The sequence below is a fragment of the Agromyces agglutinans genome (genome assembly GCF_009647605.1).
Classification (GTDB): Bacteria; Actinomycetota; Actinomycetes; order Actinomycetales; family Microbacteriaceae; genus Agromyces; species Agromyces agglutinans.
Genome location: NZ_WJIF01000001.1, coordinates 423,657 through 436,465, shown reverse-complemented (window position 1 = coordinate 436,465; position 12,809 = coordinate 423,657). Strand labels below are relative to the sequence as shown.

The 12,809-nt window shown below is 73.1% G+C and carries 8 protein-coding genes; 6 read left to right on the top strand and 2 right to left on the bottom strand.

Translation table 11 applies throughout. From position 1 onward, the window contains the following. Positions 1 to 34: 34 nt before the first annotated feature. On the top strand, positions 35 to 2,593 hold the full coding sequence (gene glgP, locus GE115_RS02080; RefSeq protein ID WP_312854807.1) for an alpha-glucan family phosphorylase: 2,559 nt from the start codon (positions 35 to 37) through the stop codon (positions 2,591 to 2,593). A 5-nt stretch (positions 2,594 to 2,598) separates the two neighbouring features. Here glgP and ybaK read toward each other — a convergent pair whose 3' ends face one another. Both ybaK and glgX read right to left on the bottom strand, forming a co-directional pair. Next, on the bottom strand, positions 2,599 to 3,096 hold the full coding sequence (gene ybaK, locus GE115_RS02075; protein WP_153683119.1) for a Cys-tRNA(Pro) deacylase: 498 nt from the start codon (positions 3,094 to 3,096) through the stop codon (positions 2,599 to 2,601). Then, positions 3,096 to 5,186, bottom strand: a complete 2,091-nt coding sequence (gene glgX, locus GE115_RS02070) for a glycogen debranching protein GlgX (RefSeq protein ID WP_153683118.1) — start codon at positions 5,184 to 5,186, stop codon at positions 3,096 to 3,098. The genes ybaK and glgX overlap by 1 nt, the downstream gene beginning before the upstream one ends. Before the next feature lie 18 nt (positions 5,187 to 5,204). Between glgX and GE115_RS02065 the strand changes: the two genes are divergently transcribed. The 5 genes from GE115_RS02065 (at position 5,205) to GE115_RS02045 (ending at position 12,790) form a co-directional block, all read left to right on the top strand. Further along, positions 5,205 to 6,425 (top strand): cysteine desulfurase family protein, encoded by a 1,221-nt coding sequence (locus tag GE115_RS02065; protein WP_153683117.1) that lies wholly within the window; start codon positions 5,205 to 5,207, stop codon positions 6,423 to 6,425. Between the two features lie 48 nt (positions 6,426 to 6,473). Then, positions 6,474 to 7,622 carry a tRNA 2-thiouridine(34) synthase MnmA gene (gene mnmA, locus GE115_RS02060; RefSeq protein WP_153683116.1) on the top strand — a complete coding sequence of 383 codons (1,149 nt, stop codon included), beginning with the start codon at positions 6,474 to 6,476 and terminating at the stop codon, positions 7,620 to 7,622. Between the two features lie 134 nt (positions 7,623 to 7,756). Then, entirely contained in the window at positions 7,757 to 8,530 is a 774-nt protein-coding gene (locus tag GE115_RS02055) for a hypothetical protein (RefSeq protein WP_153683115.1), read from the top strand. A gap of 122 nt (positions 8,531 to 8,652) precedes the next feature. Next, complete coding sequence (gene ligA, locus GE115_RS02050; RefSeq protein WP_312854806.1) at positions 8,653 to 11,034, top strand: NAD-dependent DNA ligase LigA; 2,382 nt, start codon at positions 8,653 to 8,655, stop codon at positions 11,032 to 11,034. Next, the gene (locus GE115_RS02045; protein WP_153683114.1) at positions 11,018 to 12,790 is read left to right on the top strand and encodes an alkaline phosphatase family protein; all 1,773 of its coding nucleotides are present in this window, start codon (positions 11,018 to 11,020) and stop codon (positions 12,788 to 12,790) included. The genes ligA and GE115_RS02045 overlap by 17 nt, the downstream gene beginning before the upstream one ends. Positions 12,791 to 12,809 lie beyond the last annotated feature (19 nt).

Sequence of the window (12,809 nt, the reverse complement as noted above, 5' to 3'; positions counted from 1 at the left end):
ATGCCCGTCACCGGCCGCGCATAGTGTGGGCAGGGTGAAGCCGATCAGGAAGTTCACCGTCCGCGCCGTCGTTCCCGGGCCGCTCGCCGCGCTCGAGGAGCTGGCCGGCAACCTGCGCTGGTCGTGGCACGAGCCGACGCGGCGGCTGTTCGAGCACATCGATCCCGAGGCGTGGGCGGGCTCGGGTCGCGACCCGGTCGCGTTCCTCGGCGAGGTCGACCCGGCGCGGCTGGAGGCGCTCGCCGACGACGCCGGCTACGTCGAGTGGGCCGAGCGCGAGCGCGCCGACCTGCGCGCCTATCTCGACGAGCCCAGGTGGTACCAGGGCCTCGGCGACGACGCGCCGCGCAGCATCGCCTACCTCTCGCCCGAGTTCGGCATCGCCGAGGCCCTGCCGCAGTACTCGGGCGGCCTCGGCATCCTCGCCGGCGATCACCTGAAGGCCGCGAGCGACCTCGGCGTGCCCATCCTCGGCGTGGGACTCTTCTACGGTTCGGGCTACTTCTCGCAATCGATCTCACCCGACGGGTGGCAGCAGGAGCGGTACCCCGTGCTCGATCCCGATGGCCTGCCGCTCTCGCTCGTGCGTCACCCCGATGGCACCGCCGTGCAGGTCGTGCTCGCCCTGCCCGACGACCGGGCGCTGGTGGCGCGGGTCTGGCGGGCGCAGGTCGGCCGGGTCACGCTGCTCCTGCTCGACACCGATGTGCCGGCGAACCCCGACGACCTCCGGCGGGTGACCGACCGCCTCTACGGCGGCGGCGGCGAATACCGCCTGCAGCAGGAGCTGCTGCTCGGCATCGGCGGGGCGCGGGCGATCGACGCCTGGGTCGAGCTGACGGGTGCGCCGGCGCCCGAGGTGTTCCACATGAACGAGGGCCACGCGGGGTTCCTGGGCCTCGAGCGCATCTCCTCGCTGATCGGCGAGGGCCTGACGTTCCCCGAGGCGCTGCAGCTCGTGCGGGCGTCGACGATCTTCACGACGCATACGCCGGTGCCGGCCGGCATCGACCGGTTCGACCGGCCGCTCGTCGAGCGGTACCTGACCAACAACCTGCTGCCGGGCGTGAAGCCCGGCGATGCCCTGGCGCTCGGCGTCGAGCCCGGCGCCGATCCCGCGACGAGCGCGTTCAACATGGCGGTCATGGGCCTGCGCCTCGCGCAGCACGCGAACGGCGTGTCGAGGCTGCACGGCGAGGTCAGCCGGCGCATGTTCGGCTCGCTGTGGCCCGGGTTCGACACCGACGAGGTGCCCATCACCTCGGTCACGAACGGCGTGCACAGCCCGACCTGGGTCGACCCCGCGCTGCGCGCGCTCGCCGAACGCGTGCTCGGAACCGCCGACTCCGAGCACGCCGAGTGGTTGAGCGGCGCCCTCGACGACGCGGAACTGTGGTCGGTCAAGCGCGGCATGCGGGCCCAGCTCGTCGCTGACGCGCGGCGTCGGCTCGCCGCCGCATGGTCGACCCAGCACTCGGGCGCGCCCGCGCCCGAGTGGATCGAGGGCGTGCTCGACCCCGACGTGCTCACCGTCGGATTCGCGCGGCGGGTGCCGACGTACAAGCGGCTGACGCTCATGCTGCAGGACCCCGAGCGGCTCGCGGCGATCCTCACGGATCCCGATCGGCCCGTGCAGTTCGTGATCGCGGGCAAGTCGCATCCCGCCGACGACGAGGGCAAGCGGCTCATCCAGCAGCTCGTGCAGTTCGCGCAGCGACCCGAGCTGCGGGCGCGCATCGTGTTCCTTCCCGACTACGACATCGGCATGGCCTCGGTGCTCTACCCCGGCTGCGACGTGTGGCTGAACAACCCGCTGCGTCCGCTCGAAGCGTGCGGCACGTCGGGTATGAAGGCCGCGATGAACGGCGCGCTGAACCTCTCGATCCTCGACGGTTGGTGGGCCGAGTACGCGTCGGAGGACTCCGGATGGGTCATCCCGTCGGCCGACCAGGCGGCGGATGCCTCCGAGCGCGACGCGCTCGAGGCGGCCGCGCTCTACGACCTGCTCGAGCACGCGATCGTGCCGCGGTTCTACGACCGCTCCGAGCACGACGTGCCGCACGAGTGGGTCGGCATGCTCCGGCGGACCCTCGCCGGCCTCGCGCCCGAGCTCGGGGCCGACCGCATGGTGCGCGAGTACGTCGACCGGCTCTACCGGCACGCGTGGCGGCACGGGCGGGCCGTCGGGGCCGACCATGCCCGCGGTGCGCGCGAGCTCGCGGCCTGGAGCGCCCGGGTGCGCGCCGCGTGGCCGGGCGTCTCGGTCGTGCACGTCGAGTCGGGCGGCGTCGACGCGCCGCACGTCGGCGACGAGCTGCGCCTGCGCGCCACGGTCGCGCTCGGCGAACTCTCGCCTGACGACGTGCAGGTCGAGGTCGTCTACGGCCGCTCGACGGCCGATGAGACGATCGAGTCGCCGCGCCGCGCGGTGCTCGAGCCCACGGCCGCGAAACCCGGCGACGGACCGCGCGAATACGGCGGCCGCGTCGTGCTCGATCGTGCCGGTGCCTTCGGCTACACGGTGCGGGTCATCCCGAACCACCCGCTGCTGCTGAGCGCCGCCGAACTCGGGCTCGTCGCGACCGCGGGGTGATCGCGCTATCGGCCGCGCGCGATCGGCGCGTACCTCCCACCGGTGACGGCGAGCAGGTCGTCTGGCGCGAGTTCGAGGTCGAGGCCGCGCTTGCCGCCCGACACGAGCACGGTCTCGCACAGGATCGCCGACTCGTCGAGCACGGTCGGCAGCGCCGTCTTCTGGCCGATCGGGCTGATGCCGCCGACGACGTAGCCCGTGCGTCGCTCGGCCACGGCCGGGTCTGCCATCTCGGCGCGCTTGCCGCCGACCGCGGCGGCGAGCGCCTTCAGGTCGAGCTGCGCGTTCGCGGGCACGATGCCGACCGCCAGCCCGCCGTCGACCACGGCCACGAGCGTCTTGAACACCCGCTCCGGCGGAACGCCGAGCTTCTCGGCGGCTTCGAGTCCGTACGCGCTCGCGCGCGGGTCGTGCTCGTACGCATGCGGCGTGAACGCGACGCCCGCGGTGACGAGGGCGACGGTCGCCGGCGTGCCGGCGGAGGCATCCACTCGCCTGGCCATCAGACGTCGGCCGCCCGGTAGAGCTGCATCGACAGCGGCGAGACCCGCACGCGCTCGCCGGGTCGCGGCTCTGCGGCCGCGACGGCGGGCGTCTCGCTCGCCGAGTCCCACAGCAGGGTGTACGCGGCGACGCCCTCGTGCTCGGGCAGCACGACCTCGGTCGCCTCCTCGCGCGCGTGCACGACGAGCAGGATGCGGTTGAACTCCTCGGTCTCGGGGGTCGAGGCGGCGAGGTACTGCAGCGTGCGCTCGGCGGGGGAGTTCCAGTCGTCGATGGTCATGGTCTCGCCGTCGGCGTTGTACCAGTCCATCTGCGACGCTCCCGGCGTGGTCTCGCCGAAGACGCCGAACCGCACGGGCCGCAGTGCGGGGTTCTCGGCGCGCAGCCGGATGAGCCGCCGCGTCGTGTCGAAGAGCGCCCGCTGCTCGTCGGCCCACTCCCAGCCGAGCCACGTCAGGTCGGAGTCATGGCAGTAGGCGTTGTTGTTGCCCGCCTGGCTGCGGCCGAACTCGTCGCCCGCGGTGAGCATCGGCACGCCGGCCGAGAGCAGCAGCGTACCCATCAGATTGCGCACGCTCCGCCGACGGGCGGCGCGGATCGCGGGATCGTCGGTGCGGCCCTCCACGCCGTGGTTGTAGGAGTTGTTGTGGTCGGTGCCGTCCCGGTTGTCTTCACCGTTGCCCTCGTTGTGCTTGACGTCGAAGGCGGTCAGGTCGGCGAGCGTGAACCCGTCGTGCGCGGTGATGAAGTTGAGGCTCGCGAGCGGGCCGCGCTCGCGCGCGAACGTGTTCGAGGAGCCCGCGAGCCGGGTCGCGAAGCGACCGATGCCGCTGCCCGCGGTGCCGGTCTCGCGCTCGCGCCGGAGGTCGCCCAGCCAGAAGTCGCGCATGCGGTCGCGGTAGCGGTCGTTCCACTCGGTGAAACCGGCCGGGAAGTCGCCCGTGCGCCAGCCGCCGGGGCCGACGTCCCACGGCTCGGCGATGAGCTTCGTCGCGCCGATCACGGGATCCTCGAGCATGCCGCGCAGCAGCGGGTGGTCGCGGTCGTACTCGCCGTGATCGCCGCGGCCCAGGGTCGCCGCGAGGTCGAGGCGGAACCCGTCGACGCCCATGTCGCTTGCCCAGTACCGCATCGAGTCGAGCACGAGCCGCACCGGGGCGTCCGCGCCGAAGTCGAGCGTGTTGCCGCAGCCGGTCGTGTCGACGTAGCGGCCGTGCGCGTCGTGGCGGTAGTACGCGGCGTTGTCGATGCCGCGGAAGCTGAACGTCGGGCCCTCTCGGCCCTCTTCGGCGGTGTGGTTGTAGACGACGTCGAGCACGACCTCGAGGCCGGCCTCGTGCAGCCGGTCGACCATGGCGCGGAACTCGGCGCGCACCGCCTCGGCACCCGCGGCCTGCGAGGCCGCGGTCGCGTACGGCGCGTGGGGGGCGAAGAACCCGAGCGTGTTGTAGCCCCAGTAGTTCGTCTTGCCCTGGCGCACGAGGCGCTCCTCGGAGACGAACGCGTGCACGGGCAGCAGTTCGACCGTCGTGACTCCGAGACGGAGCAGGTGCTCGATCGAGGCGTCGTGCGCGAGGCCCGCGTACGTGCCGCGCAGCTCGGCCGGCAGGGCCGGGTTGCGCCGGCTGAATCCGCGGACGTGCGCCTCGTAGACGACCGTGCGGTCGAGCGGCACGTGGGGCTTCGGCGGACGGGCGACGGATGCCTCGGCGGCGTCCGCCGCCTCGGGCGCCACCGCCTGTCCGGGCGCAGCCGGCGCGACGCCGCGCCACGAGCCGTCGCCGGCGCGGGCGAGCCCACGCGCGTAGGGATCGAGCAGGGTGTGCACGGGATTGAAGGCGTGCTCGACCCCTGCGGGCCCGTCGACGCTCACGCCGTAGCCGGCGCCGGGGACGAGCGTCGTCGAACGCGCCTCCCAGACGCCGTGCTCGTCGCGCACGGCGGGCACCCGCTCGATCGCCCAGTCGAGGTCGTCGGCGGCGAAGACGACGAGCTCGACCGAGGTCGCATTGCCCGACCAGAGCCGCAGCGTGCCGCCGTCGGCGTCGCAGCGGACGCCCAGGTCATGCAGGGGGTCGGCCGCGGGCATGCGATCTACAGTAGTTCCATGGCGTACCTCGACCACGCCGCGACGACCCCCATGCTCCCCGAGGCGATCGACGCGCTCACCGCAGCCCTCGGGGTGACGGGCAACCCCGCGTCCATCCACAGCGCGGGCCAGCAGGCCAAGCGCTCGCTCGAGGAGTCGCGCGAGCGGGTCGCCGCGACGCTCGGGGCCGACGCGATCGAGGTCGTCTTCACGGGCAGCGGCACCGAGGCCGTGAACCTCGCGATCAAGGGCCTGCACTGGCGGCGGCAGTCGGGCGGCCCGCGACCGCGCATCCTCGCCCCGGCCGGCGAGCACCACGCGACGATCGACACGATCGACTGGCTGGTGGCGCACGAGGGCGCCGAGTTCGTCGAGCTGCCCGTCGACGAGGTGGGCCGCGTGCGCCTCGACGCGCTCGCCGACGAGCTCGCGCGCGATGCGGCATCCATCTCGCTCGTGACCATGCTGTGGGCGAGCAACGAGGTCGGCACGATCCAGCCGGTGCTCGAGGCGGCGCAGCTCGCGGCGCATGCGGGCGTACCGCTGCACATCGACGCGGTCGCCGCCTACGGGCAGGTCCCGATCGACGTGCGCGCGATCCGGCGGCAGACGGATGCCCCGCCGGGCGCGGGGCTCGTCGCCGTGAGCGTGTCGGCGCACAAGATCGGAGGGCCCGCGGGCATCGGCGCGCTCGTCGTCGACCGGTCGGCGCAGCTCGAGCCGCTGCTGCACGGTGGCGGCCAGCAGCGGCGGATGCGCTCGGGCACGCAGGACGTCGCGGCGGCGGCGGGCTTCGCGGCGGCCGCGACCGCGGTGGCCGGTCGGCTCGACGTCGACGCGGAGCACATGGCGGCGCTGCGCGACCGGCTCGTCGCGGGCGTGGCACGCCTCGTGCCGGAGGCGCGGCTGTCGGGCGACCCCGACCCGGCGGGCCGGCTGCCCGCGAACGCGCACTTCTCGTTCCCGGGGTGCGAGGGCGATTCGCTGCTGTTCCTGCTGGATGCCGCGGGCGTCGCCGTCTCGACCGGCTCGGCGTGCCAGGCGGGCGTTCCCGAGCCGAGCCACGTGCTGCTGGCCATGGGGCGCAGCGAGGCCGACGCGCGCGGGGCGCTCCGCCTCACGCTCGGGCACGCCTCGACCGAGGCCGACGTCGACGCGTTCCTGGCCGCGCTGCCCGACGCGTACGCGCGCGCCTCGCGTGCCGGCCTCGCGGCCCGCACGACCTCGTTCGATCGCTGAGCGCCCGGCTCGGGGCATCCGTTCAGCACGGCTTCGTAGACTGGTGGCATGCGAGTGCTTGCGGCGATGTCAGGCGGCGTCGACAGCGCCGTCGCGGCGGCGCGTGCCGTCGAGGCCGGCCACGACGTCGTCGGCGTGCACCTCGCGCTCAGCCGCATGCCCGGCACGCTGCGCACCGGCAGCCGCGGCTGCTGCACCATCGAGGACTCGATGGACGCGCAGCGCGCGGCGAACCTGCTCGGCATCCCGTACTACGTGTGGGACTTCTCCGAGCGGTTCAAGGCCGACGTCGTCGACGACTTCATCTCGGAGTACGCGGCCGGCCGCACCCCGAATCCGTGCATGCGCTGCAACGAGCGCATCAAGTTCGCCGCGCTCCTCGAGAAGGCGCTCGCGCTCGGATTCGACGCGGTCGCGACGGGCCACTACGCGAAGATCACGACGGATGCCTCGGGCCGACGCGAACTCCATCGCGCGAGCGCCGAGGCGAAGGACCAGAGCTACGTGCTCGGCGTGCTCACGGCCGAGCAGCTCGAGCACGCGTACTTCCCGCTCGGCGACACGCCGTCGAAGGAACTCGTCCGCCAGGAGGCCGAGCGCCGCGGGCTCCAGGTCGCCCGCAAGCCCGACTCCTACGACATCTGCTTCATCTCCGACGGCGACACCAAGGGCTGGCTCGCCGAGAAGGTCGGCACGGCCGCGGGCGACATCGTCGACCGAACGGGCGAGGTCGTCGGCAGCCACGAGGGCGCCCACGCGTACACCGTCGGCCAGCGCAAGGGCCTGCGGCTCGGCACGCCCGCGCCCGACGGCCGGCCGCGGTTCGTGCTCGAGGTGCGGCCGAAGGAGAACACCGTCGTCGTGGGCCCGAAGGAGGCGCTCGCGATCGGCGAGATCGCCGGCTCCCGCTTCTCCTGGGCCGGGGCCGACCCGATCGCCTCGGGCCTCGTGGCCGCCGACGGCGAGCCGTTCGTGTGCGAGGTGCAGATCCGCGCGCACGCCGACCCGGTGCCCGCGGTCGCGCGACTCGTGCCGGCCGCGCCGGAGGCATCCGGTGATCGCGAACTCGTGATCACGCCCGACACACCGCTCGACGGCGTCGCGCCCGGGCAGACCGCGGTCGTCTACGTCGGCACGCGCGTGCTCGGCCAGTGCACGATCGACCGCACCGTCAGCGCCGTCCCCGTCGGAGCCTGAGCGCTTCCGCGGAATCGCGCCCCATACGGGCGTGTGGGCCGTCCTGTCAACGCCTCGTCGGTCTTCACAGCGCTCCCATAGGGTCGTGACCGCGCCGATCCCCCCGGGCGCACCCACGACACGAGGAGACTCCCGTGACCATCGAGCACACTCCCCGCACCACGTCCACGTCCACCGCCCCGTCCACGTCCACGGCCCCTGACGCGACCGAGGCGGCCGATCCGCGCGCCGCGGCGGACGCGGCGCCGGAAACGACGAGGCACACCGCGCACGCCCCGACCGCGACCGACACGGCGCCTGAGCCGTCGTCGACCCACGAGGCCGCGGCCGCCGCTGCGCCGGGCGCGGCACCGACCGCCCGCGAATTGCTCGCCCGCCAGCGTCGCCGGTTCGGCGGCGTGCAGGTCGGCGCCGCGCTCTTCGGCTGGCTGGCCGCGACCGGCACGGCGACGATCCTGCTCGCGCTCTCGGCCGCGATCGGCGCCGCCCTCGGGTTCGAGGCCGTGCCCGGCTGGGTCGGATCCCTGGGCCTCGACCCCTCGACCATGGGCTGGATCGGCGTGGGCCTCCTGCTGGCCGTCGTGCTCGTCTCGTACTTCTGCGGCGGCTACGTCGCCGGCCGCATGGCTCGGTTCGACGGCGCCGTGCAGGGCGTGGCCGTGTGGGTCTGGGCCCTCGTGATCGCGATCGTGGCGGCGCTCGCGAGCGTGCTGCTCGACGGTCGGTACGAGATCTTCCGCGAGCTCGCGGTGCAGCCGCGCCTCCCGCTCTCCGACGGCGAGATCACGGTCATCGGCCTCGTCTCCGCGCTCGCCGTCGCCGTGGTGAGCCTCGGCGGCGCGGTGCTCGGCGGCATCGCCGGCACACGGTTCCACCGCCGCGTCGACCGCGTCGCGCTCGACGACTGAGCGGGGCGGATGCCACGGCCTCCGCGTCTCGCGGGCATCCTGCGCATCGGGCACCCCGTCGGCGGCGGGGTGCCCGGCGGCGGGGTGCCGTCGGCGTCGGGGGCCGCTCGTAGGATGACCGTGTGAGCGACATCCGCGACCTCCCGGCCGACTTCGACACCGCCCGCGGCGAATCCGAGGCGCTTCGCGAGCGCATCGATCGCGCGCGGCTCGCGTACTACGGCGACGGCGACTCGCCGCTCTCCGACGCCGAGTACGACGAGGCGTTCCATCGGCTCGAGGCGATCGAGCGCGCGTTCCCCGAGCTGGCGGGCCAAGACAGCCCGACGCAGCAGGTCGGGGCCGCGATCGTCGGCGCCGGGTTCCCGACGCACGAGCACGCCGAGCGCATGCTGAGCCTCGACAACGTGTTCAGCGTCGACGAGTTCCGCGAGTGGGCCGCGAAGGCGCAGGCCGCCGCAGGCCGGCCGGTGCGCTGGCTCTCCGAGCTGAAGATCGACGGACTGGCGATCAGCCTGGCCTACCGCGACGGCGTGCTCGAGACCGCGACGACGCGCGGCGACGGCCGGGTCGGTGAAGACATCACCGAGAACATCGAGTTCATCCCCGCGATTCCCCGGAAGCTGTCGGGCGAGGGGTTCCCGCCGTTCTTCGAGGTCCGCGGCGAGGTGTTCCTGCGCACCGTCGACTTCGAGGCGCTCAACGAGCGCCAGCACGAGCTGCAGGCCGCCTTCGCGGCCGAACAGCGGGCCAAGGGGCGTGCCGACGACGAGATCCCGGTGCGGTTCCCCGAGTTCGCCAACGCCCGCAACACAGCGGCCGGCAGCCTGCGCCAGCGCCGCGAGAACAAGAGCCGCGAGCAGCTCGCGCTCATGCGCGACCGGCTCGGCCGACTCGCGCTCCACCTGCACGGCATCGGCGCGTGGCCCGACCCGCCCGTCTCGTCGCAGTCCGAGGTGTACGACCTCATCGCGAGCTGGGGCCTGCCGGTGTCGCCGCACACCCGGGTGTTCGGCTCGATCGACGAGGTCGCCGGATTCATCGAGCACTGGGGCGAGCACCGCCACGATGTCGAGCACGAGATCGACGGCATCGTCATCAAGATCGACGAGCTCGACCTGCACGACGAGCTCGGTGCGACCAGCCGCGCGCCGCGGTGGGCGATCGCCTACAAGTACCCGCCGGAAGAGGTGCACACGAAGCTGCTCGACATCGCCATCGGGGTGGGCCGCACGGGGCGCGCGACGCCGTTCGCCATCATGGAGCCCGTCAAGGTGGCCGGCTCGACCGTTCGCCAGGCGACCCTTCACAACCAAGACGTGGTGCGCGCCAAGGGCGTGCTCATCGGCGACACCGTGGTGCTGCGCAAGGCCGGCGACGTGATCCCCGAGATCCTCGGCGCCGTCGAGGGCCTGCGCGACGGCACCGAGCGCGAGTGGCACATGCCCGAGCGCTGTCCCGAGTGCGGCACGCCGCTGCGCCCCATGAAGGAGGGCGACATCGACCTGCGCTGCCCGAACGCTCGGTCGTGCCCAGCGCAGGTGCGCGGCCGGGTCGAGCACATCGGCTCGCGCGGTGCGCTCGACATCGAGGCCCTCGGCGAGGTCACCGCCGCCGCGCTTACGCAGCCCTACGTGCCAGCCGATCCGCCGCTTCGCACCGAGGCGCGGCTGTTCGACCTCACGGTCGAGGAGCTCGTGCCCATCGAAGTGGTCGTGCGCGACGCCGAGACCGGCGAGCCCCGCGTCGACGAGGCGACGGGCGAACCGATCCGCCGGGCGCCCTTCCAGAAGTGGGGCGCCGCGACCTACCCGCCCGGCACCGAGCACCTCGACGCGGCCGAGCGGCGCCGGGCGGGCATCCGCAAGAGCCACCGCGAGCTCCTGCCCTCCGAGGCGGCGACGAAGCTTCTGGCCGAACTCGAACGCGCGAAGACCAAGCCGCTCTGGCGGCTCATCGTGTCGCTCAACATCCGGCACGTCGGGCCGGTCGCGGCGCGCGCGCTCGCCGACTGGTTCGGGTCGCTCGACGGGATCCGTGCGGCGTCCCGCGACGAGCTCGCCCAGGTCGAGGGCGTGGGCGGCATCATCGCCGACGCGATGACCGACTGGTTCGAGGAGGAGTGGCACCGCGAGATCGTCGAGCGGTGGGCCGCGGCGGGCGTGCAGTGGTCGACCCCCGGGCATCCGGGTCCTGGTGCCGCGGGCGACGCGGGCGGCGTGCTCGCGGGGCTCACGATCGTCGCGACGGGCTCGCTCGAGGGGTTCACGCGCGAGGGCGCGCAAGAGGCGATCATCGCCGCGGGCGGCAAGGCCGCTTCGAGCGTGTCGAAGAAGACCGACTTCGTCGCCGCGGGTCCCGGGGCGGGCTCGAAACTCGCCAAGGCCGAGGAGCTCGGCATCCGCGTGCTCGACGCCGCGCAGTTCCGCGTGCTCGTGACCGAGGGGCCCGCGGCGCTCGATGCGCCGGCCGTCGACGGGGGAGCGGATGACGCCGAAGGGTGAGGGCGGCGACCCGGCCGCGGGCCGCGACGGCGGTGAAGCCGCTCACGCCGCCTCGCGCCGCGACTTCCTGAAGTTCGGCGGGTTCGCCGCCGCAGGGGCCGTGGTCGGCGGCGGTATCGGCGCTGCGGCCGGTGCGGCGATCGGCTACTCGAGCGGCTTCGCTGAGGGCGCCGACGACTTCGCCGCCCTCACGCCGCGCGAAGAGGCCGGATTCGACCACGTCGTGGTGGTCATGGGTGAGAACCGCTCGTTCGACAACCTGCTGGGCTGGCTCTACAGCCCCGACGACGTGCCGGCCGGCCAGCGGTTCGACGGTCTCGCGTTCGGCGACTACGCGAATCCGGCTCCCGATGGCACGACCGTCGCCGCGCATGTCTACGCGGGCCCGACCGACGACATCATGGGCCGACCGAACCCCGACCCCGGCGAGGAGTACCCGCACGTCAACACGCAGTTGTTCGGCATCGTCGACCCCTCCTCGAACGCCGACGCCGACGTCGGTGACATGGACCATCCGTACAACGCGCCGCCCCCCGGTGCCACGCCCACGATGGACGGCTTCGTCACCGACTACCTCATCAACTTCGAACGGCTGAAGCGGGGCGAGCAGCCGACGCCGGCCGAACTCGGCCAGATCATGGGTTCCTTCTCGCCCGAGATGCTGCCCGTGCTCTCGACCCTCGCGAAGAACTTCGCGGTGTTCGACGCCTGGCACTGCGCGGTGCCGTCGCAGACGTTCTGCAATCGCTCCTTCTTCCATGCCTCCACCTCGCACGGCTTCGTCACGAACAAGCACGGCGGCGGCTACGACAAGTGGCTCGACGCCGATCCGGCGCCCACGGTGTTCAACCGGCTCGAGGAGGCGGGGCTCAGCTGGCGCATCTACTTCGACGAGTTGCAGCTCGTCTCGTTCACGGGCGTGCTGCACGCGCCCGTGCTCGAGGAGGACTGGAAGACCGAGCACTTCGCGACCATGGACCGGTTCTACGAAGACGCGCGCACGGGCGAGCTGCCGGCGTACGCGTTCATCGAGCCGCGCATGGTGTACAACCACAACGACTTCCATCCGCCCTTCGGCCGGCTCCGCGAATCCGACGTCGACGGCGAAGCGGTCGTCGACAGCGCGATCTCCGACGTGCGCGCGGGCGAACTGCTGATCCACCGGATCTACGAGGCCGTGCGCACGAGTGCGAGCCCGAAGGGCTCCAACGCGCTGAACACCCTGCTGCTCGTCACGTTCGACGAGCACGGCGGCACGTACGATCACGTGCCGCCGCCTGCGGCGAGCCCCCCGCACGACGACGCGGCGCCCGGCGAGATGGGGTTCGCGTTCGACCGCCTCGGATGCCGCGTCCCCGCGATCGCCGTCTCCGCGTACACCCGCGCGGGCACGATCATCCACGACGAGATGCACCACGGTGCCGTGATCGCGACGCTGTCGCGCCTGCACGGCCTGAAGCCGCTCACTCGGCGCGACGCGGGCGCCAACGACCTCTTCAGCATCGTGAACCTCGACAAGCCGAGGCATCCGTCGACGTGGCCGGTGACCTCGCCGCAGTACGTGCCCCCGAATCCCGAGGCGACGCAGCCGCACCCGGCCGGCACGACGAAGGACAAGCCGCTGAGCCCGCCCGCGAGAGGACTGCTCGGCTTGCTGCTGGCTCGCGCCGGCGGCGGAGACACCCCCGAGCCGCAGACGTTCGCCGAGGCGTACGAACTGCTGCACCGGCACGGCGAGGGCCTGTTCGGCGTCTGAGGGCCGTGATGCCCGGCCG